The 20,071-nt window shown below is 74.5% G+C and carries 16 protein-coding genes and 1 pseudogene; 11 read left to right on the top strand and 6 right to left on the bottom strand.

Annotation, left to right across the window (positions count from 1 at the left end):
* Window positions 1-473 (top strand): annotated as a pseudogene (locus tag ACFUVW_RS10310) (hypothetical protein); the annotation flags it as partial.
* Window positions 474-492: 19 nt separating this feature from the next.
* Here the strand turns inward: ACFUVW_RS10310 and ACFUVW_RS10305 are convergent.
* Window positions 493-1,230, bottom strand: a complete 738-nt coding sequence (locus ACFUVW_RS10305; protein ID WP_430571235.1) for an ankyrin repeat domain-containing protein — start codon at window positions 1,228-1,230, stop codon at window positions 493-495.
* A 219-nt stretch (window positions 1,231-1,449) separates the two neighbouring features.
* Here ACFUVW_RS10305 and ACFUVW_RS10300 point away from each other — a divergent pair, with 219 nt between their 5' ends.
* Entirely contained in the window at window positions 1,450-1,998 is a 549-nt protein-coding gene (locus ACFUVW_RS10300; RefSeq protein ID WP_430571234.1) for a DUF4822 domain-containing protein, read from the top strand.
* Between the two features lie 66 nt (window positions 1,999-2,064).
* Here ACFUVW_RS10300 and ACFUVW_RS10295 read toward each other — a convergent pair whose 3' ends face one another.
* Window positions 2,065-2,808 (bottom strand): class I SAM-dependent methyltransferase, encoded by a 744-nt coding sequence (locus ACFUVW_RS10295; RefSeq protein WP_430571233.1) that lies wholly within the window; start codon window positions 2,806-2,808, stop codon window positions 2,065-2,067.
* A 298-nt stretch (window positions 2,809-3,106) separates the two neighbouring features.
* Between ACFUVW_RS10295 and ACFUVW_RS10290 the strand changes: the two genes are divergently transcribed.
* The 7 genes from ACFUVW_RS10290 (at window position 3,107) to ACFUVW_RS10260 (ending at window position 11,449) form a co-directional block, all read left to right on the top strand.
* Window positions 3,107-3,196, top strand: a complete 90-nt coding sequence (locus ACFUVW_RS10290; protein ID WP_430571232.1) for a potassium-transporting ATPase subunit F — start codon at window positions 3,107-3,109, stop codon at window positions 3,194-3,196.
* Window positions 3,196-4,869, top strand: coding sequence for a potassium-transporting ATPase subunit KdpA (kdpA, locus tag ACFUVW_RS10285; protein ID WP_430571231.1), 1,674 nt, complete (start codon window positions 3,196-3,198; stop codon window positions 4,867-4,869). Before ACFUVW_RS10290 ends, kdpA begins: the two co-directional genes overlap by 1 nt.
* 3 nt (window positions 4,870-4,872) lie before the next feature.
* On the top strand, window positions 4,873-7,026 hold the full coding sequence (gene kdpB / locus ACFUVW_RS10280) for a potassium-transporting ATPase subunit KdpB (RefSeq protein WP_430571230.1): 2,154 nt from the start codon (window positions 4,873-4,875) through the stop codon (window positions 7,024-7,026).
* Window positions 7,027-7,046: 20 nt separating this feature from the next.
* Window positions 7,047-7,673, top strand: coding sequence for a K(+)-transporting ATPase subunit C (gene kdpC, locus ACFUVW_RS10275; protein WP_430571229.1), 627 nt, complete (start codon window positions 7,047-7,049; stop codon window positions 7,671-7,673).
* A gap of 2 nt (window positions 7,674-7,675) precedes the next feature.
* Window positions 7,676-10,189, top strand: coding sequence for an ATP-binding protein (locus ACFUVW_RS10270; protein ID WP_430571228.1), 2,514 nt, complete (start codon window positions 7,676-7,678; stop codon window positions 10,187-10,189).
* Entirely contained in the window at window positions 10,186-10,884 is a 699-nt protein-coding gene (locus ACFUVW_RS10265) for a response regulator (RefSeq protein WP_430571227.1), read from the top strand. The genes ACFUVW_RS10270 and ACFUVW_RS10265 overlap by 4 nt, the downstream gene beginning before the upstream one ends.
* Before the next feature lie 73 nt (window positions 10,885-10,957).
* Window positions 10,958-11,449: a hypothetical protein gene (locus ACFUVW_RS10260; protein ID WP_430571226.1), complete on the top strand. Its 492-nt coding sequence runs from the start codon at window positions 10,958-10,960 to the stop codon at window positions 11,447-11,449.
* Between the two features lie 55 nt (window positions 11,450-11,504).
* Here the strand turns inward: ACFUVW_RS10260 and ACFUVW_RS10255 are convergent, their stop codons facing one another.
* Window positions 11,505-12,959 (bottom strand): dicarboxylate/amino acid:cation symporter, encoded by a 1,455-nt coding sequence (locus ACFUVW_RS10255; RefSeq protein WP_430571225.1) that lies wholly within the window; start codon window positions 12,957-12,959, stop codon window positions 11,505-11,507.
* Between the two features lie 417 nt (window positions 12,960-13,376).
* On the opposite strand from ACFUVW_RS10255, the gene ACFUVW_RS10250 reads away from it, so the two are divergent.
* On the top strand, window positions 13,377-14,312 hold the full coding sequence (locus ACFUVW_RS10250) for an arginase family protein (RefSeq protein ID WP_430571224.1): 936 nt from the start codon (window positions 13,377-13,379) through the stop codon (window positions 14,310-14,312).
* Between the two features lie 163 nt (window positions 14,313-14,475).
* On the opposite strand, the gene hutI is transcribed toward ACFUVW_RS10250, so the two are convergent.
* The 3 genes from hutI to hutH are packed head-to-tail and all read right to left on the bottom strand — an operon-like array spanning window position 14,476 to window position 19,171.
* A complete protein-coding gene (gene hutI / locus ACFUVW_RS10245; RefSeq protein ID WP_430571223.1) occupies window positions 14,476-15,762 on the bottom strand; it encodes an imidazolonepropionase in 1,287 nt (428 codons plus the stop codon).
* Between the two features lie 2 nt (window positions 15,763-15,764).
* Window positions 15,765-17,432, bottom strand: a complete 1,668-nt coding sequence (gene hutU / locus ACFUVW_RS10240) for a urocanate hydratase (RefSeq protein WP_430571222.1) — start codon at window positions 17,430-17,432, stop codon at window positions 15,765-15,767.
* 44 nt (window positions 17,433-17,476) lie between these two features.
* Complete coding sequence (hutH, locus tag ACFUVW_RS10235; RefSeq protein WP_430571221.1) at window positions 17,477-19,171, bottom strand: histidine ammonia-lyase; 1,695 nt, start codon at window positions 19,169-19,171, stop codon at window positions 17,477-17,479.
* 99 nt (window positions 19,172-19,270) lie between these two features.
* Between hutH and ACFUVW_RS10230 the strand changes: the two genes are divergently transcribed.
* Window positions 19,271-20,035 carry an IclR family transcriptional regulator gene (locus ACFUVW_RS10230; RefSeq protein ID WP_430571220.1) on the top strand — a complete coding sequence of 255 codons (765 nt, stop codon included), beginning with the start codon at window positions 19,271-19,273 and terminating at the stop codon, window positions 20,033-20,035.
* Window positions 20,036-20,071 lie beyond the last annotated feature (36 nt).

Raw genomic sequence — 20,071 nt, 5'->3', positions numbered from 1 at the left:
GCCCTGATCCAGGTGCTGAACAGGGCCACGAGCCCACCCACAACATCGGGGCGGTGGCCGTGCACGACGTCGGGGCGCCGGACCCGGCGACGCTGCCCGCGCCGGGCGAGGTCACGACGCTCCCCGTCGTGCTCGGCCCGCACGACGACTGGTTCACCGACGTCGCCGCGCTGCTGGACCAGGAGTGGCGGGTGACCGACCGCTCCGACCGCGTGGGCCTGCGGCTGGACGGCGCGCCACTGACGCGCACGCCCGGCGCGCGGGGCCGCGAGCTGCCCAGCGAGGGCTGCGTGACCGGCGCGCTGCAGGTGCCGCCGGACGGGCTTCCCGTGCTGTTCGGCGTCGACCACCCGCTGACCGGCGGCTACCCGGTGGTCGCCGCGGTGGCGTCGACGCACCTGTGGCTGCTGGGCCAGCTGCCGCCGGGGGCGCTGCTGCGGTTCGCGGCTCACCACCCGCCCTCGGAGACGTGACCGTCCGAGCGCGGGGGCCTCAGGACGCGCGCTCGAGCAGGCCGACGATCTCGTCCTGGCCGGCCCGGGCGGCGAGGTCGCGCGGGAGCACGCCCTCGCGGTCGGGGATCGTCGGGTCCGCGCCGGCCTCCAGCAGCAGCCGGACCGTCTCAACGTGGTCGGCGTCCCCGTCGCCGAGCACGATCGCCTCGTGCAGCGCGGTCCACCCCAGGCCGTTCACGTGGTCGAGCGGGACGCCCGCCTCGATGAGGATCCGGACGGTCGAGACGTGCCCGTGCTCGCTGGCCGGGATGAGGGCGGTGCCGCCGTAGCGGTTGACGCTCCCGACGTCGGCACCGTGCTCCAGCGTCGCCGTGAGGATCTCGTCGAGCCCCTCGGCCCCCGCGTACAGGAACGCGGAGTCCTCGATCGCGTCCTTCGCGTCCGGGTCGGCCCCGGCGTCGAGCAGGGCCAGGGCGACGTCCGTCCGCCCGGCCTTCGTCGCCGCCACGAGCGGCGTCGCGTCGCCGTCCCCCCGCGCCTCGAGGTCGGCGCCGTCGTCGACGGCACGCCGGACGGCGTCCGCGTCGCCGCGCTCGACGGCCCGCCACAGCGCCGCGGTGGCACCGGACGACGACGCGCCCTCCGCGGCCGCGTCCGGGGCGGCCGAGCCGGCGGAGCACGCCGCGAGCGTCGTCACCACGGCGAGCGAGGCGACGACGACGGCGAGCCCGGCCCGCGCACGACGAGCCCCGGGCCGTGACGGTCGAGCGGTCATGAGGATCCCTCCGTGGTGGACGCGCGGTGGTGGACGACGCGGTGGTGGACGACGTCGACCAGGCTCGCAGGGCGGCCGCGGCGAGCACATCATCCGTTCGGCTGAGGCCTGCCGAGCCCGCCAGGCGATGTGCCCGGGCGACGGCCGTGACGACGATGGCTGCCTCACCACGTACGTCCCGGGCGCACAGCCAGGCCCGGCCACGAGAGAAGGACACCCATGAAGCTCACGAAGCCGACGAAGCCCGCCACGATCGCCGTCTCGGCGCTGATCGCCCTGGGGGCGCTCACCGCCTGCAGCACGGGCGAGGCCGACGCCGCGGCCGGCACCGGCACCACCGCGTCGCAGGAGGCCGCGGACCAGGAGACGGCGCAGGACGCGCAGACGCCGTCGGACGTGCTCGCGTCGACCGCCTGGGAGACCACCGGCGCGACCGACGAGTCGGGCGAGGAGGTCCCGCTGGACGACGAGGACGTGAGCACCTTCGTCGGCTGGGCGTACTTCAAGGCCGACGGCACGTTCACGATGTACAACCTCGACGACACCCCGAAGATGCAGGGCGACTGGACGGTCGACGAGGAGGGCACGACCCGCCACATCGTCGCGAAGGACGACGCCGGCGAGGTGCTGTTCGAGCGCGACTCGGACATCGTCACGCTGACCGACCAGGAGTTCACCTACCGCGTCTTCCCCGAGGAGGGGAACACCGACGTGTACTACGACATCGTGCACACCCCGACCGACCACGAGGAGCCGGCGGGCTCCTGAGCCCCGCACCACCGCCGAGCGCCCGTCCCGCTTCCAGGGGGCGGGCGCTCCGTCGTGCGTCGGCGCTCAGACGACTCGCGCCAGCAGGGAGAACGCGTTCGGGACGCGCCCGTCCCAGGCGGCGGCGTCGACGCCGTCGGGGCGCCAGAACGGCTCGGGGTGCTCTTCGAGGTGCTCGATCTCGAACCCGGCGCGCAGGCACGCCATGACGGTCTCGGCGAGCGTGCGCTGCCGCTCCACCGCCCCGTGGCCGGGGAACGTGTCGTTGACGTGCGACGTCTCGAAGTACCCGCGGTCCGGGCGCACGCGGAGCTCGTCGGCGTCCCACGCCCACAGCGGCACCAGCGGGTGCGCCTCGTAGACGTAGAACCGGCCGCCCGGCCGCAGCAGGCGGCGCACCTCGGCGAGGAACGCGGGCAGGTCCGCGACCCAGATGAGCGCCCCCTTGCCGGTGTAGACGAGGTCGGCGCACGCGTCGTCGAGGCCGCTGTCGGGCAGCGTCGCGCACGTGTACCGGCAGGGCAGCCCCAGCTCGTCGGCCCGGCGCTGCGCGCTCGCCACCGGCGCCGGGCTGTAGTCCAGGCCGTGCACGGACCGCGCGCCCAGCCGCGCCAGCGCGACGTCGTCCAGGCCATGGCCGCTCATCGGGTGCACGACGTCGGCACCCCGGACCAGCTCCCCGATCGCGGCGACCTCCGCGGGCAGCAGCCGCGCCGTGCGGGCCTGCTCGAGGTGCTCGGCGTACTCGTCCGTGTACTTGCGCGAGGCGACGGCCCACGCGGCCTTGGTGTCGTCGTCGACGGAGTCCATACGGGGCAGCCTGGCACGCCCGACCGTCGCGCATCCCCGGCTCTCGCCGCGGCGGCCCTCGCCCGTAGGGCTTCCGTCAGGGTGCGGCCGAACGCCGTATGGATCCCGTGAGGACGGGCTCCGGGGCCTTCCGGCGGGTGTTGCATCGACGTCGGCACCCGGGAAGGGCGCCCGGCCCGCCGGCGGTGGGCCGTCGGACTCGAAGTGGGGACGTGCTGGTGCTCGACGTCGTCTACGTGCTGGGCGTGATCGCCCTGTTCGCGCTGCTCGCCGGGATCGCGAAGGCGGTGGAGAGGCTGTGATCGTCGTCGAGCTCCTCGCCGCGGCCCTCGGCGTGGCCGCGCTGGTCTACCTCGCGGTGGCCCTCGTGAAACCGGAGAAGTTCTGATGGGCTGGGTCGGGGCGGTCCTCGCGCTCGGCACCGTCGCCCTCGTCCTCGCCGCCGTCCACCGGTCGTTCGGCGACTACATGGCGACGGTCTACACGACGCCGCGCGACTGGCGCGCCGAGCGCGGCCTGTACCGCCTGCTGGGGGTGGACCCGCGGTCAGGGCAGACCTGGCAGGCCTACGCGCGCGGCGTGCTGGCGTTCTCCGTCGTCGGGCTGCTGATCGTCTACGCGCTGCAGCGCACGCAGCAGTGGCTGCCATACTCGCTGGGGCTGCCCGCGGTGCCGCCGGACCTGGCGTTCAACACGGCCGCGTCGTTCGTGGGCAACACGAACTGGCAGTCGTACTCGCCCGAGCAGACGCTCGGGTACACCGTGCAGCTCGCCGGGCTCGCGGTGCAGAACTTCGTCTCCGCGGCGGTCGGCATGGCGGTGGCCGTGGCCCTGGTCCGCGGGTTCGCGCACCGCCGCACGGGGGTGATCGGCAACTTCTGGGTGGACCTGGTCCGCGGCAGCCTCCGCATCCTGCTGCCCCTCTCGGTGCTGGGCGCGGTGGTGCTGATGATCGGCGGCGTCGTGCAGAACTTCGACGGCTTCACCGACGTCACGACCGTCGCCGGCGGTGCCCAGAGCATCCCCGGCGGCCCGGTCGCCTCCCAGGAGGTCATCAAGCTGCTCGGCACCAACGGCGGCGGGTTCTTCAACGCGAACTCGGCGCACCCGTTCGAGAACCCCACGGCGTGGACCAACGTCGTCGAGGTCCTCCTCATGCTGGCCATCCCGTTCTCCCTGCCCCGCACCTTCGGGCGGGTGGTGGGCGACCTGCGGCAGGGCTACGCGATCCTCGCGGCGATGGGCGTGATCTTCGTGGCGTCGTTCGCCGCGCTGACGGCGCTCGAGTCGGCCGGGAACGGCACCGCCCCGCAGCTCGCCGGCGGCGCGATGGAGGGCAAGGAGGCGCGGTTCGGCGTCCTCGGGTCCACGCTCTTCGCCACCACGAGCACGACGACGTCGACCGGCGCCGTCAACTCGATGCACGACTCGTTCACCGCGCTGGGCGGCATGCTGCCGATGCTCAACATGATGCTCGGCGAGGTGGCCCCCGGCGGCGTCGGGTCCGGGCTCTACGGGATGCTCGTGCTGGCCGTCGTCGCCGTGTTCGTCGCCGGCCTGCTCGTGGGCCGCACGCCCGAGTACCTCGGCAAGAAGATCGGGCCCCGCGAGATCAAGCTGGCCAGCCTGTACATCCTCGTGACTCCCACCCTGGTGCTCGCTGGCACGGCGCTGAGCTTCGCGATCCCGCCGGTGCGGGAGAGCGTCGTCTCGACGTCGATCTGGAACCCGGGCGTGCACGGCATGTCCGAGGTCCTGTACGCCTTCACGTCGGCCGCGAACAACAACGGCTCGGCCTTCGCCGGCCTGACGGCGAACACCCCGTGGCTGAACACCGCGCTCGGCGTCGCGATCCTGCTGGGCCGCTTCGTCCCGATCGTGCTGGTGCTCGCCCTCGCCGGCTCCCTGGCCCGGCAGGACAAGGTCCCGGCCACCGCGGGGACGCTGCCCACGCACCGCCCGCAGTTCGTCGGGCTGCTCGTCGGGGTCGTCGTCGTCCTCACCGCGCTCACCTACTTCCCCGTTCTCGCGCTGGGTCCCCTGGCGGAAGGGCTCGTGTAAGCCATGACCACCCTGATCGACACCCCGTCCCCCACCCCGTCCTCGACGACCCCCCGCACGCCGGGCGGGATCTTCACCTGGTCCCAGGTGCGGGCCGCCCTGCCGGGCGCGTTCCGCAAGCTCGACCCGCGCCAGATGTGGCGCAACCCCGTGATGTTCGTCGTCTGGGTCGGTGCCGCGCTGACCACCGTGCTCGCGGTCGTCGAGCCGTTGCTCGGCGGGCCCGTCACCTCGGGCGGCACGGCCGTCCCGGGCTCGTTCACCGCCGTCATCGCGCTGTTCCTGTGGCTGACCGTCGTGTTCGCGAACCTCGCCGAGTCGGTCGCGGAGGGCCGCGGCAAGGCGCAGGCGGACACCCTCCGCCAGACCCGCACGGCCACCGTCGCGCACCGCGTCCGCGCCTACGACGCCGGGGCCGACCCCGACGCGCTGCGCGCCCCGCTCGACGACGTGTCGTCGGCCGACCTGGACCTCGGCGACGTCGTCGTGGTCGCCGCCGGCGACCTCGTGCCGGGCGACGGCGAGATCGTGCGCGGCATCGCGTCGGTCGACGAGTCCGCCATCACCGGCGAGTCCGCGCCCGTGATCCGCGAGTCCGGCGGCGACCGGTCCGCCGTCACCGGCGGCACGCGGGTGCTGTCCGACCGGGTCGTCGTGCGCATCACCTCGAAGCCGGGCGAGACGTTCGTGGACCGGATGATCGCGCTCGTCGAGGGTGCCAGCCGGCAGAAGACGCCGAACGAGATCGCGCTCAGCATCCTGCTCGCGTCGCTGTCGATCGTGTTCGTCGTCGTCGCGCTCACCCTGAACCCGATCGCGTCGTACGCGGCGAGCCCGGTGAGCGTGGCCGTGCTGGTCGCCCTGCTGGTCTGCCTCATCCCGACGACGATCGGCGCGCTGCTGTCCGCCATCGGCATCGCGGGGATGGACCGCCTGGTGCAGCGCAACGTGCTCGCGATGTCCGGCCGCGCCGTCGAGGCCGCCGGCGACGTGACGACGCTGCTGCTCGACAAGACCGGCACGATCACGTACGGCAACCGGCAGGCGAGCGAGTTCCTGCCGCTGTCCGGCGTCGACGTCCGCGACCTGGTGCGCGCCGCCGCCCTCTCGTCCCTCGCGGACCCGACGCCGGAGGGTGCGTCGATCGTGACGCTCGCCGCCCGGGCCGGGGTGGACGTCGGCGACACCGCGCCCGGCGAGGTCGTGCCCTTCACCGCGCAGACCCGCATGTCCGGCCTCGACGAGCCCGACGGCACGCAGATCCGCAAGGGTGCCGGCAGCGCCGTCATGGCCTGGCTGGCCGACGGCGGTGCCCCGGCCGCCCCGGTCGTCGCGGAGGTGGAGGACGCCGTCGAGCGGGTGGCGCGGTCCGGCGGCACGCCGCTGGTCGTGGCCGTCCGGGCGCCGGGCGAGGCCGGGCGGGTGCTCGGCGTCGTGCACCTCAAGGACGTCGTCAAGGAGGGCATCGCGGACCGGTTCGCCGAGTTGCGGGCCATGGGGATCCGCACCGTGATGGTCACCGGCGACAACCCGCTGACCGCCGCGGCCATCGCCGCCGAGGCCGGCGTGGACGACTACCTCGCCGAGGCGACGCCCGAGGACAAGCTGGCGCTCATCCGGCGCGAGCAGGAGGGCGGCAGCCTCGTCGCGATGACCGGCGACGGCACCAACGACGCCCCCGCCCTCGCGCAGGCCGACGTCGGCGTCGCGATGAACTCGGGCACGTCGGCCGCTAAGGAGGCCGGCAACATGGTCGACCTCGACTCCGACCCCACCAAGCTCATCGACGTGGTCCGCATCGGCAAGCAGCTGCTCATCACGCGGGGCGCGCTGACGACCTTCTCGATCGCGAACGACATCGCGAAGTACTTCGCGATCATCCCGGCGATGTTCATGGGCGTGTTCCCCGGCCTCGAGGCGCTCAACGTCATGGGCCTGAGCTCGCCGTCGTCGGCCGTGGTGTCGGCGATCGTGTTCAACGCGCTCGTCATCGTGCTGCTCATCCCGCTGTCCCTGCGCGGCGTGCGCTACCGGCCCATGGACGCGTCGAAGACCCTCGGGCGCAACCTCCTGGTCTTCGGCCTCGGCGGCGTCGTCGCGCCCTTCGTCGGCATCTGGCTCATCGACCTCGTCGTGCGCCTCCTCCCCGGGTACTGAGCAGAGCGAAGGAGAACTCCATGAACGCCACCACCCGCAGCACCGGCCGCACCCTCGGGGTCGCGGTCCGAGCGATGATCGTCCTGACCCTGCTGCTCGGCGTCGGCTACACGGCGGCGATCACCGGCGTCGGCCAGCTCGTGCTGCCGGCGCAGGCCGACGGCTCGCTGGTCCGCGACGCCGACGGGGACGTCGTCGGGTCGGCGCTGGTCGGCCAGGGCTTCACCGACGCCGAGGGAGCGCCCCTGCCGCAGTACTTCCAGCCGCGACCGTCGGCCGCGGGAGACGGCTGGGACGGCGCCGCGTCCTCCGGGTCGAACCTCGGCCCGGAGAACCCCGACCTCGTCGCCGCGATCGCCGAGCGGCGCGCGGCCGTGGCCGCGCTCGAGGACGTGGAGGAGGCCGACGTCCCGGCGGACGCCGTCACCACGTCCGGGTCCGGGCTGGACCCGCACATCAGCCCCGAGTACGCCGACCTCCAGGTCGCGCGCGTCGCCGCCGCACGCGACCTGGAGGAAAAGGAGGTCGCGGACCTCGTCGCGAGGCACACTGAGGGTCGCGCCCTGGGATACCTCGGGGAGCCCGTGGTCGACGTGCTGGAGCTCAACGTGGCCCTCGACGAGAGCACGGCCGAGCTCGGGAGGTGAGCATGGGTCGCGGCAGGTTGCGCGTCCTCCTCGGCGCGGCGCCGGGCGTGGGGAAGACCTACGCCATGCTCGAGGAGGGCCGGCGGCTGCGCGACGACGGCAAGGACGTCGTGGTCGCGCTCGTGGAGACGCACGGGCGCGCCGCGACGGCCGCGATGGCGCAAGGGCTGGAGGTCGTGCCGCGCACCACCGTGACCCACCGCGGCGTCGAGCTCACCGACCTGGACCTCGACGCCGTCCTGGCGCGGCGGCCGGAGGTCGCACTGGTCGACGAGCTGGCGCACACCAACGCGCCGGGCCTGCGGCACGCCAAGCGGTGGGAGGACGTCGACGCCCTGCTCGACGCCGGCGTCGACGTCCTCTCGACCGTCAACATCCAGCACATCGAGTCGCTCAACGACGTCGTCCAGAAGATCACCGGGGTGGCGCAGCAGGAGACCATCCCCGACGCCGTGCTGCGCGCCGCGGACCAGATCGAGGTCGTGGACCTCGCCCCGCAGGCGCTGCGCGACCGGCTCTCGTCCGGCGTCGTCTACCCGGCCGAGCGGGTGGATGCGGCGCTGTCGAACTACTTCCGCCTCGGCAACCTCACCGCCCTGCGCGAGCTCGCCCTGCTGTGGCTGGCCGACGAGGTCGACGCGGCGCTGCAGCACTACCGCACCGAGCACGGGATCGACTCCACGTGGGAGGCGCGCGAGCGGGTCGTCGTGACGCTCACCGGCGGGCCGGAGGGCGAGACGCTGCTGCGGCGCGGCGCGCGGATCGCGGCGCGGTCGGCGGGCGGCGACCTGCTCGCCGTGCACGTCACCAGTCAGGACGGGCTGCGCGGCGCGACGCCGGGCGCGCTCGCGAGGCAAAGGCTGCTCGTCGAGGAGCTCGGCGGCACCTACCACCAGGTGGTGGGCGACGACGTCCCGACGGCGCTCGTGGAGTTCGCGCGCGGCGTCAACGCGACCCAGCTCGTCATCGGCGTCTCCCGCCGCGGCCGCCTTGCCGCGGCGCTCAGCGGGCCCGGCATCGGCGCGACCGTGACGCGCGAGGCCGGCAACATCGACGTCCACATCGTCAACCACGCCGCCGCGGGCGGCCGCGCCCGCCTGCCGCGCATGGGCGGCGCCCTGTCGGCGAAGCGCCGCCTGGCGGGGTACCTGCTCGCCGTCCTGGGCGGCCCGCTGCTCACGTGGGGGCTCGTGACGCTCCGCAGCGAGGAGTCGATCGTCTCGGACGTGCTGTCGTACCAGCTGCTCGTCGTCGTGGTGGCGCTGGTCGGCGGCGCGGGGCCCGCCGTGTACGCCGCGATCCTGTCCGGGATCACGCTCGACTTCTTCTTCGTGGAGCCGATCCACACCATCACCGTGGGCGAGCCGCTGCACGCCGTCGCCCTCGTCCTGTACGTCGTCACGGCCGTGCTGGTGAGCGTCGTCGTGGACCGCGCCGCCCGCACGACGCGCGCCGCACACCGGGCCGCGGCCGAGTCGGAGGTGCTGGCGACCGTGGCCGGCAGCGTGCTGCGCGGGCAGGACGCCGTGCAGGCGCTCGTGAGCCGGGCGCGGGAGGCGTTCGGGCTCGCCGGGGCGCGCCTCGTCGCGGGCGGCGTGGTGCTGGCCGCGGACGGCGAGAACGACCCGGCGGGATCGCGCACGACCATCGACGTCGGCGACCGCGCCGACCTCGAGCTGTCCGGCGGCGACCTCGCGGCCTCCGAGCGACGCCTGCTGAACGTCATCGCCGTCCAGCTGCAGGCCGCGCTGGAGCGCAGCGACCTCGCCGAGGTGGCGAGCGAGGTGGACCAGCTCGCCGAGTCCGACCGGGTGCGCAGCGCCCTGCTGTCCGCGCTGAGCCACGACCTGCGCCGCCCGCTCAGCTCCGCGGCCGCCGCCGTCAGCGGGCTGCGCTCCGCGCGCGGCGCGCTGAGCGAGGCGGACCACGACGAGCTGCTGGCGACGGCGGACGAGAGCCTCACCGCGCTGGGCACCCTCATCACCGACCTGCTCGACGTGAGCCGGCTCGAGGCCGGCGTGCTCGCCGTCTCCACGGCGCCCGTCGAGACGGCCGACGTCGTGCTGCCTGCGCTCGACGAGCTCGGCGTCGGCCCCGGGGAGGTGGAGCTCGACCTCGACCTCACCGCGCCGAGCGTCGTCGCCGACCCCGTGCTGCTGCAGCGGGTGCTGGTGAATCTGCTGGCCAACGCGCTGCGGCACTCCCCCGCCGGGCGGCGCGTGCGCGTCTCCACCAGCACGTTCGCGGGCACGGTCGAGATCCGGGTGGTCGACCACGGCCCCGGCATCCCCGCCGACCGGCGCGAGGACGTGTTCGTGCCCTTCCAGCGGCTCGGCGACACCGACAACACGACCGGCCTGGGGCTCGGCCTCGCGCTGTCCAAGGGGTTCGTCGAGGGCATGGGCGGCACGCTGACCCCGGAGGACACCCCCGGCGGCGGCCTCACGATGGTCGTCGCGCTCCCCGCCGCGGAGCCAACCCGCCACCCCGACCCGCCGGAGACCACCGCGCCATGAAGATCCTCATCGCCGACGACGACCCCCAGATCCTGCGCGCCCTGCGGATCACCCTCACCGCGCAGGGGTACGAGATCGTCACGGCGACCACCGGGACGCAGGCGATCGCCCGCGCCATCGACCACCGCCCCGACGTCTTCATGATCGACCTGGGCATGCCCGAGCTCGAGGGGATCGACGTCATCCACGCCGTCCGTGGCTGGTCGGACGCCCCGATCCTCGTGGTGTCCGGGCGCACCGGCGCGGCCGACAAGGTCGAGGCGCTCGACGCCGGCGCGGACGACTACGTGACCAAGCCGTTCTCCATCGAGGAGCTCCTGGCCCGCATCCGCGCCCTCACCCGCCGCGTGGCGCACGAGGACTCCGACCCGGTGGTGCGGTTCGGCGACGTCACCGTGGACCTCTCCGCCCACAGCGTCACGCGCGCCCTCGGCGGGCAGACGGAGCACGTGCGCCTCACGCCCACCGAGTGGCAGATGCTCGAGCGGCTGGTGCGCAACCCCGGCAAGCTCGTGACCCGCCAGACGCTCCTCACCGAGATCTGGGGCTCCGAGCACGTGAGCGACACCGGGTACCTGCGGCTCTACGTGGCGCAGCTGCGCAAGAAGCTCGAGCCCGACCCCGCCGCCCCGCGCTACCTCGTCACCGAGGCCGGCATGGGCTACCGCCTCGACCCCGACGGCGGAGAGTCGTGAGGATCGGGCCCGTCCCCGTATGCGTTCCGTGAGGTCCCGGTCCCGCGGGCTCGCGCGGCAGTAGACCGGAGGCATGGGCCTCACGACGCTGATCACCACCCTGGTCCGCCCCCGGCGCGCGGCGCTCGAGGGGTGGCCGGAGGGCACCGAGCTCACCGCGGACGACGTGCTCGTCGACCGCACCAGCCTGGCCCGGCTCGCCGAGCACTACGCCACCCCGCGCGTCGTCGTCCCGGTCGGCGCCGACGTCGCGCGCGTCGACCGCTTCTGGGGCGACGCGCCCCCGCGGACCGTCGTCCTGGCGCGCGTGGCGGACGCCGTCCCGCGGCTCGGGGACGACGCCCGGCAGGCCTGGCTCGACGCCGACCTCGGCGGGTGCGCCGTCCTGCTCGACCGCGCGCGGCTCGTGGGCCGGGCGTCCGCGGAGCCCCTGCGCCCCTTCACCGTGCACCCGGCGCCGGGCCGCGGCGGGCCGGTCGTCCGCCTGCCGCGCGACCTGCGCCGCGGCGACGTCCTCGCGATCCCGTGCACCGGCCTCGTCGAGGCCGCGGCGCTCGCCCGATAGCACGACGGAGGCCCGGCGGGTGTCCCACCGGGCCTCCGTCTCGTGCTGCGGGCCGTCAGGCCTTCGCGCCGGCGCCCACCGGCTCGCGGGCGGCCTCGTCCTGCGTGGGCTCGGCAGCGTCGTCCTGCGCGGCCTCGTCCTCGTCGAACAGGTGCTCCGACGACGCGGCGCGGAACTGCTCGAGGTCGAGGATGCCCTCGCGCTTGGCAACGATGGTCGGGACCACCGTCTGCCCGGCGACGTTCACCGCGGTGCGGCCCATGTCGAGGATCGGGTCGACGGCGAGGAGCAGGCCCACGCCCGCCAGCGGCAGGCCCAGCGTGGACAGCGTGAGGGTCAGCATGACCATCGCGCCGGTGAGGCCCGCGGTCGCGGCCGAGCCGACGACGGACACGAAGGCGATGAGCAGGTAGTCGGTCAGCGACAGGTCGATGCCGAAGATCTGCGCCACGAAGATCGCGGAGATCGCCGGGTAGATCGAGGCGCAACCGTCCATCTTCGTCGTCGAGCCCAGCGGCACGGCGAACGACGCGTACTCGCTCGGCACGCCCAGATTGCGCTCGGTGACGCGCTGCGTCACGGGCATGGTGCCCACCGACGAGCGGGAGACGAACGCGAGCTGGATCGCCGGCCACGCGCCCTTGAACCAGGCGATCACGCCGAGGCCGTTGGCCTTGAGCAGCACCGGGTAGACGACGAACAGCACCAGCGCGAGGCCGACGTAGATCGCCACGGAGAACGAGGCGAGCGAGCGCAGCGACTCCCAGCCGTACGTGGCGACGGCGTTGCCGATGAGGCCCATCGTGCCCAGCGGCGCGAGGCGGATGATCCACCACAGCACCTTCTGGATGATGGAGAGCGCCGACCGGTTGAACGCGAGGAACGGGTCGGCCTTGGCCCCCGACTTCAGGGCGGCGATGCCGATGACCAGCGCGACGACGAGGATCTGCAGCACGTTGAAGCTGATGCCCGTCTCGGCGCTCAGCGCGCCGTCGGCGCCGGCCTCGACCGACGTCGAGGCGCCCAGGCCGAGCACGTTGGTCGGGATGAGGCCGTTGAGGAAGTCGAGCCACGTGCCGGTGCTGGACGGCTCGGCCGCCTCCGCCGTCGTGAGGGTCGTGTTGTGGCCGGGCTGGAACACCAGGCCCAGGCCGATGCCGATCGCCACGGAGATCGCGGCGGTGATGGCGAACCAGAGCAGCGTCTGGCCGGCCAGGCGGGCCGCGTTGGTGACGGTGCGCAGGTTCGCGATCGACGCGACGATCGCCGTGAAGATCAGCGGCGGCACGATCGCCTTGAGCAGCGTGACGAACGACGAGCCGATGGTGTCGAGCGTCGTGGTCAGGCCGTTGGGCGTCTCGCCGTCGGCCTGCGGGCCGAGGGAGAGCGCGAGCCAGCCGAGCAGCACGCCGAGCGCGAGGCCCAGCAGGATCTGGACCGAGAACGACGGGAAGCGCAGCTTCTTGCGTCCGCGCGGCTGCGCGCCGGGGACCTTGGTTGCGGAGGACACGGAGGAACCTTTCGCCGAGGTGCCGCAGGGCAGCACCGGGACAGCAGAGGGTGGGCGCACGGCGCCCGGGGAGTGCGGGACGAGCGGGAGACCGCGCGCGGGCCGGTCAGCGGCGGCGCGGGCTCCGGCCGTCGACGGCGTCGTCGACGGTGGGCCGGTGGGTCAGCGACACAGCGCGCTGGCGACGCGACGGAAGTCGACGTCGAGGCGCGCGATGAGGGGGTGCCTCACAGGAACGCTGACGGCCACGGGAACTCCATGCTCAGTCGGGGATCGGGGATCAGCCGGTCGAATGATCGACGTGATCGAACGTAGGCATCGAACCCACGAATGCCAGACCCTAGCAGCGGGACACCACGATGCCCAGGGGGTACCCCGGGTGTGTGAGGCACCTCATGGGAGTCGTACGGTCGGCAGGTGACCTCCGCTCCCCTGCCCCACGACCCGCTCTGGCCTCGCGCCGGCAGCTGGCCCGCCCCTGCCGACGCACCCGCCGACCTGGCCCTGCTCGGCGTCCCCACCTGGCGCACGTCGCTGTCGACGACGGGCGCGCACGCGACCCCCGCCGCCGTGCGCGAGGCGCTGCGCCGCTACAGCCCCGCCCTGATCCGTGGTGCCGACGGCGCGCCCGTCGATCTCGGCGCGCTCGACGTCGTCGACCACGGCGACGTCGACGAGCCCGACGGGCCCGAGGGCGAGGCCCGCGCCCGCGCCGCGGTCGGGGCTGCACTGGCCGGGGCGCGCGCCGTCGTCGCGCTGGGCGGGGACAACGCGCTCACCGTCCCGGTGGCCCTCGGCGCCTGGGGGGACGACGTCGCGACCGCCGGCCTGGTCACGTTCGACGCGCACTACGACCTGCGCGACGGCGTCTCGAACGGCTCGCCGGTGCGCCGGCTGATCGAGGCCGGCCTGGACCCGTCGCGCGTCGTGCAGCTCGGCATCGCGGACTTCGCCAACTCCGCCGCGTACGCGCGGCGGGCGCGCGACCTGGGGATCACCGTCGTGACGCTCGACGAGCTCCGCGCCCGGGGGAACGGCGCTGCTGGCCTGGCCGACGTCGTCCGCGAGGCCTTGGACGTCGCCGGCGCCGCGGGCGGGCCGGTGCACCTGGACGTCGACGTCGACGTCTGCGACCGCTCCGTCGCCCCCGGCTGCCCCGCGTCCGTGCCGGGCGGGCTGGCCGCCTGGGAGCTGCGCGCGCTCGTCCGCGCGGCGGCCACCGATCACCGTGTTCGCTCCGTCGACCTCGCCGAGGTGGACGCCACCGCCGACACGCCCGACGGCCGCACCGTCCGCCTCGCCGCCCTCTGCGTGCTGGAGGTTCTGGCCGGCCTGGCCCTCCGCCCGAGGTAGTTCCTTTCGTGCCGAGGTAGTCAGGTTCTCGCCGAGGTAGTTCGATCCGTGCCGAGGTAGTTCGGACTCAAGGGACAAAACAGCCGTCATCCCGCCTGCCGAACGACGTCGGCGGGGGAGGAACTACCTCGCGAGGATCTGGACTACCTCGGTGGAGTTCGAACTACCTCGGCGGGTGCACCTCTTCGCGCCCGTTCTTCCAGACCGCGTGCACGAGCGGGACGCCGGGGCGGTACGCGAGGTGCGTGCGGCTCGGGGCGTCGAGGACGACGACGTCGGCGCGGGCGCCGGGCGCGAGGTGCCCGACGTCGTCGCGACGCAGCGCGCGGGCCCCGCCTGTCGTCGCCGCCCAGACGGCCTCGGCGACGGTCATCCCCATCTCGCGGACCGCGAGCGCCACCATGAGCGGCATGGAGCTCGTGTACGACGAGCCGGGGTTGCAGTCGCTGGCGAGCGCGACGACGGCGCCCGCGTCGAGAAGGCGGCGGGCGTCGGGGTACGGCTGGCGCGTGGAGAACTCGACGCCCGGCAGCAGGGTCGCGACGGTCCCGTGCGCCTCGCCGCCGGACCGGGAAGCAGACCACGAGCCCGCGAGCGCCGCGACGTCGTCGTCGGACAGGAAGGTGCAGTGGTCGACGGCGGCGGCGCCGAGGTCGACGGCGAGCCGCACGCCCTCCCCCGGGCCGAGCTGGTTGGCGTGCACGCGCACGCCGAGGCCGGCGGCGGCGCCGGCCTCCAGCACGCGGCGCGACTGCTCGGGCGTGAAGGCCCCGGTCTCGCAGAACACGTCGACCCACCGCGCGTACGGGGCGCAGGCGGCGAGCATGTCGCCGACGACGAGGTCGACGTAGCCGTCGGGATCGCGGGAGTGCTCGGGCGGCACGACGTGCGCGCCGAGGAACGTCACCTCGTCGGTGACCTCGCGCGCGAGACGGACGGCCCGCTCCTCGTCGGCGACGGTCAGCCCGTAGCCGCTCTTGGTCTCGAGGGTCGTGGTGCCCTGCGCGAGCGCCTGGTCGACGTGGCGGCGCAGGGTCGCGCGCAGCTCGTCGTCCGACGCCGAGCGCGTCGCCGCGACGGTCGTGCGGATGCCGCCCGCCGCGTAGGGACGCCCGGCCATGCGCGCCTCGAACTCGGACGACCGGTCGCCGGCGAACACCAGGTGGCTGTGGGAGTCCACGAAGCCGGGAACGACGGCGCGTCCCTCGACGCCGACGACGCGGTCCGGTGCGCGGCCCAGCGCCTGCTCGACGCCGGCGGCGCACGCGCTCTCCGGGCCCGCCCAGGCCACGCGCCCGCCGTCGAGCAGCAGCGCGGCGTCCCGGATCACGCCCGTCGGGTCGTCCACGGCGTCGACGCCGACGGCCTCGTAGGCGTTCGTCGTGAGCTCGCCGATCCCCAGGATCAGCGTGGCCGGGTGCGACCCGCCCGGGTGCTCCACCTCGCGCATGCCTACGACTCTCGCATCGGCACGCGCAGCCCGCCCCGCGACGCGGCGGCCGTGGCGTCGTCGTACCCGGCGTCGACGTGCCGCAGGACGCCGAGCCCAGGGTCGTTGGACAGCACGCGCGCCAGCTTCCGCGCCGCGAGGTCGGTGCCGTCCGCGACGGACACCTGCCCGGCGTGGATGGACCGCCCCATCCCGACGCCGCCGCCGTGGTGCAGCGACACCCACGTGGCGCCCGACGACGCCGCGGTGAGCGCGTTGAGCAGCGGCCAGTCGGCGATGGCGTCGGAGCCGTCGGCCATGCCCTCGGTCTCCCGGTACGGGGAGGCGACGGACCCGGCGTCGAGGTGGTCGCGCCCGATGACGACCGGCGCGCTCACCGCGCCGCTCGCGACGAGGTCGTTGAACGCCAGCCCCGCGCGGTCGCGCTCGCCGTGCCCGAGCCAGCAGATGCGCGCGGGAAGCCCCTGGAACGCGACGCGCTCCTGGGCGGCGCGGATCCAGCGGTGCAGGTGGTCGTCGTCGGGGAAGAGGTCGAGCACGGCCTTGTCGGTGGCGGCGATGTCGCGCGCGTCGCCGGACAGCGCGGCCCAGCGGAACGGGCCCTTGCCCTGCGCGAACAGCGGCCGGATGTACGCCGGGACGAAGCCCGGGAAGTCGAAGGCGCGGTCGAAGCCGCCGCGGCGCGCCTCGTCGCGGATCGAGTTGCCGTAGTCGAACACCTCGGCGCCCGCGTCGAGGAAGCCGACCATGCCCTCCACGTGCCGGGCCATCGACTCGCGCGCCCGGTCGGTGAACTCCTCGGGCTTGGCGGCGGCGTAGTCGTGCCATTCGTCCACCGAGACGCCGACGGGCAGGTACGACAGCGGGTCGTGCGCCGACGTCTGGTCGGTCACGACGTCCACCGCGACGCCGCGACGCAGCAGCTCCGGCACCACCTCCGCGCTGTTGCCCTCCACGCCGACGGACAACGCGCGGCGCTCCGCCTTCGCCGCCTCGACGCGCCGGACGGCGTCGTCCAGGTCGTCCGCGACCTCGTCGAGGTAGCGCTCGCGCACACGCCGCTCCAGGCGCGACCGGTCGACGTCGACCACCAGGCACACGCCGCCGTTGAGCGTGACGGCGAGCGGTTGCGCGCCGCCCATGCCGCCGCACCCGCCGGTCAGCGTGAGCGTCCCCGCGAGCGTCCCACCGAACCGCTTCGCGGCCACCGCGGCGAGCGTCTCGTACGTGCCCTGGAGGATGCCCTGCGCGCCGATGTAGATCCACGACCCGGCCGTCATCTGGCCGTACATCGTGAGGCCCTGCGCCTCGAGCTTCCGGAACTCCGGCCACGTGGCCCAGTCGCCCACGAGGTTGCTGTTGGCGATGAGCACCCGCGGCGCCCACTCGTGCGTGCGCAGCACGCCCACGGGCCTGCCCGACTGCACGAGCAGCGTCTCGTCGTCGGCCAGCGTCGTGAGGGTGCGCACGATGGCGTGGTAGCTCGGCCAGTCGCGCGCCGCCCGCCCCGTGCCGCCGTAGACGACCAGGTCGTCGGGGCGCTCCGCCACCTCCGGGTCCAGGTTGTTCATGAGCATCCGCAGCGGGGCCTCGGTCTGCCAGCTGCGAGCGGTGAGCGTCGTGCCGCGCGGCGCACGCACGGGGACGGGAGTGCCGAGCTCGTGGGACATCGTCGTCTCCTTCGGGAGGTCGTTCTGAGGGTCGGTGGAGCGGTTCAGCGAAGCGGGCCGACGGCGGCGCTCGCGGCGGCGACGACCTCGCCGCCTGAGACGAGCCGCGTCACGGCGTCGATCTCGGGGGCGAGGAACCGGTCCGGCCCGGGACCGGGGACCGCGGCGCGCAGCAGCGCGTGGACGGCGCCGGTGCCCGCCGCTGCACCGGCCGTCGTCGAGTTGTCAGGGCCAGGACCATCAGAACCTGCGCGTGGTCCTGACAACTCGGGGGCGCGGGAGTTGTCAGGGCCAGGACCATCAGAACCTGCGCGTGGTCCTGACAGGTCGGCGAGGCGGAGGTCGAGGGCGCGGGCGGCGGTCATGAGCTCGACGGCGAGCACGCGCCCCAGGCCGTCGACGGCGCGGCGCAGCTTGCGCGCCCCGGCCCAGCCCATGGACACGTGGTCCTCCTGCATGGCCGACGACGGGATGGAGTCGACGCTCGCGGGCGCGGCCAGCCGCTTGAGCTCCGACACGATCCCCGCGGCCGTGTACTGGGCGATCATCAGCCCGGAGTCGACGCCCGGGTCGTCGGCGAGGAACGCCGGCAGGCCCTCGTTGCGCGCGACGTCGAGGAACCGGTCGGTGCGCCGCTCGCTCATGGACGCGACGTCGGCCACGGCGATCGCGAGGAAGTCCAGCACGTACGCGACGGGCGCGCCGTGGAAGTTGCCGTTCGACTCGACCCGGCCGTCGACGGTGACGACGGGGTTGTCGATCGCCGACGCGAGCTCGCGCCCGGCGACCGCCTCCGCGTGCTCGACGGTGTCCCGCGCCGCGCCGTGCACCTGCGGCGCGCACCGCAGCGAGTACGCGTCCTGCACGCGGGTGCACTCGGGGCGCCCGTCGGCATCGAAGGTCCGGTGGCTCGCCACGACCGGCGACCCGGCGAGCAGCGCGCGCAGGTTCGCGGCCGACGCCGCCTGCCCCGGGTGCGGGCGCATCCCGACGAGGTCCTCGGCGAACGGCGCGTCCGAGCCGAGCAGCGCCTCCACGCTGGACGCCGCGGCGACGTCCGCCGTCGTGAGCAGGCGGTGCAGGTCGTCGAGCGCGAGGCACAGCATCCCGAGCATCCCGTCGGTGCCGTTGATGAGGGCCAGGCCCTCCTTCTCCCGCAGCTCCAGGGGCGCGATACCGGCCGCCGCAAGGGCGTCGGCGGCGTCGACGAGCTCGCCGTCGGCGTCGCGCACCGGGCCCTCCCCCAGCGCGGCGAGCGCCACGTGCGCCAGCGGCGCGAGGTCGCCGGAGCACCCGAGCGACCCGTACTCGTGCACGACCGGCGTGATGCCGGCGTTGAGCATCGCCGCGTACGTCTCCGCGACCACCGGGCGGGCGCCCGTGCGGCCGGTGGCGAGCGTGGCCAGCCGCAGCAGCTGCAGCGCACGCACCGCCTCGCGCTCCACCTCGGGGCCGCTGCCCGCGGCGTGCGAGCGCACCAGCCCGAGCTGGAGCTGCGCCCGCTTCTCGGTGGGGATGTGGCGGCGGGCGAGCGCCCCGAAGCCGGTGGAGACGCCGTAGTGCGGGCGGGCGTCGTCGGCGAGGTCCTCGACGACGGCGCGGCTCGCGGCCATCCCCGCCAGGGCGCGGTCGGTGAGGTGGACCTGCGCGCCGTGGCGGGCGACCGCGACGACGGCGTCGACGGTCAGCGGGTCGCCGCTCAGCTCCACGACGGCACGAGTGGTGATGGTGACGGTCATGCCGCCAGCACACACCCTCCGGGGCGCGCTGGACACGGGTTCCGGCGAGGTTCAGTCTGGGATCCCAGACACCGGACCCGAGAGCGACGAGGAGGCCCGATGGCGGACGTCCCCGCGGCGCGCAGCACGCTCCGCGTGCTGACCTTCCTCGCCGCGCAGGCGGGGCCGGTCCCGGCGGCCGCGGTCGCGCAGCACCTGGGCCTGCCGAGGTCCACCGTCTACCACCTGCTCTCCGTGCTGGTGGACGAGGGCTTCGTGACCCACCTGCCGGAGGAGCACCGGTACGGGCTCGGGACGGCGTCGCTGTCCCTCGGCTCGGCGTACGCGCGGCAGGCGCCGCTGGCCCGGCTGGCGCGCCCCGTCGTCGCGCGGCTGGTCGAGACGACGGGCGAGAGCGCGCACCTCGCCGTGCTGCACGGCCGCGAGGTGCTGTACCTCGTGGAGCAGCGCGCGCCGCACCGGCCCAGCCTCGTGACCGACGTCGACGTGCGCCTGCCCAGCCACCTCACCGCCAGCGGTCGCGCGGTGCTGGCGCTGCTGCCCGCCCCGCAGGTGCGGGCGCTGTTCCCGTCGGCCGCGGCGCTCGCCGACCGCACCGGCGTCGGCCCGCGCACGCTGCGCGACCTGCGCGAGGTGCTGCGCGACACCCGCCGCCGCGGCCACGCCACCGAGGACGGCGAGGTCACGACCGGCCTCGCGTCCGTCGCGCACGCCGCCCTCGACCACACGGGCCACCCGGTGGCGGGCGTCGCGCTGACGTTCTGGTCCGACGACGTCGACGCCGCCCGGCGCGACGAGCTCGCCGAGGCGGCCGGCCGGGCGGCCACCGAGATCAGCCGCCGCCTGGGCGCGCGGGCCCGCTGACCCGCCGAACGTGAATCGAGCGTGCTGACTTGATCC

It is taken from the genome of Isoptericola sp. NPDC057391, assembly GCF_042668085.1.
GTDB lineage: Bacteria > Actinomycetota > Actinomycetes > Actinomycetales > Cellulomonadaceae > Isoptericola.
This window is presented reverse-complemented; position numbering and strand designations above follow the sequence as displayed.

Excerpts from the sequence above, each read along its gene's own strand:
- ACFUVW_RS10260 (WP_430571226.1), top strand. The coding sequence starts at position 10,958 with ATGGGCCTCACGACGCTGATCACCACCCTGGTCCGCCCCCGGCGCGCG.
- kdpA (WP_430571231.1), top strand. The coding sequence starts at position 3,196 with ATGGGCTGGGTCGGGGCGGTCCTCGCGCTCGGCACCGTCGCCCTCGTC.
- hutI (WP_430571223.1), bottom strand. The coding sequence starts at position 15,762 with ATGCGCGAGGTGGAGCACCCGGGCGGGTCGCACCCGGCCACGCTGATC.
- hutH (WP_430571221.1), bottom strand. The coding sequence starts at position 19,171 with ATGACCGTCACCATCACCACTCGTGCCGTCGTGGAGCTGAGCGGCGAC.
- kdpB (WP_430571230.1), top strand. The coding sequence starts at position 4,873 with ATGACCACCCTGATCGACACCCCGTCCCCCACCCCGTCCTCGACGACC.
- ACFUVW_RS10305 (WP_430571235.1), bottom strand. The coding sequence starts at position 1,230 with ATGACCGCTCGACCGTCACGGCCCGGGGCTCGTCGTGCGCGGGCCGGG.
- ACFUVW_RS10270 (WP_430571228.1), top strand. The coding sequence starts at position 7,676 with ATGGGTCGCGGCAGGTTGCGCGTCCTCCTCGGCGCGGCGCCGGGCGTG.
- kdpC (WP_430571229.1), top strand. The coding sequence starts at position 7,047 with ATGAACGCCACCACCCGCAGCACCGGCCGCACCCTCGGGGTCGCGGTC.
- hutU (WP_430571222.1), bottom strand. The coding sequence starts at position 17,432 with ATGTCCCACGAGCTCGGCACTCCCGTCCCCGTGCGTGCGCCGCGCGGC.
- ACFUVW_RS10265 (WP_430571227.1), top strand. The coding sequence starts at position 10,186 with ATGAAGATCCTCATCGCCGACGACGACCCCCAGATCCTGCGCGCCCTG.
- ACFUVW_RS10230 (WP_430571220.1), top strand. The coding sequence starts at position 19,271 with ATGGCGGACGTCCCCGCGGCGCGCAGCACGCTCCGCGTGCTGACCTTC.
- ACFUVW_RS10295 (WP_430571233.1), bottom strand. The coding sequence starts at position 2,808 with ATGGACTCCGTCGACGACGACACCAAGGCCGCGTGGGCCGTCGCCTCG.
- ACFUVW_RS10300 (WP_430571234.1), top strand. The coding sequence starts at position 1,450 with ATGAAGCTCACGAAGCCGACGAAGCCCGCCACGATCGCCGTCTCGGCG.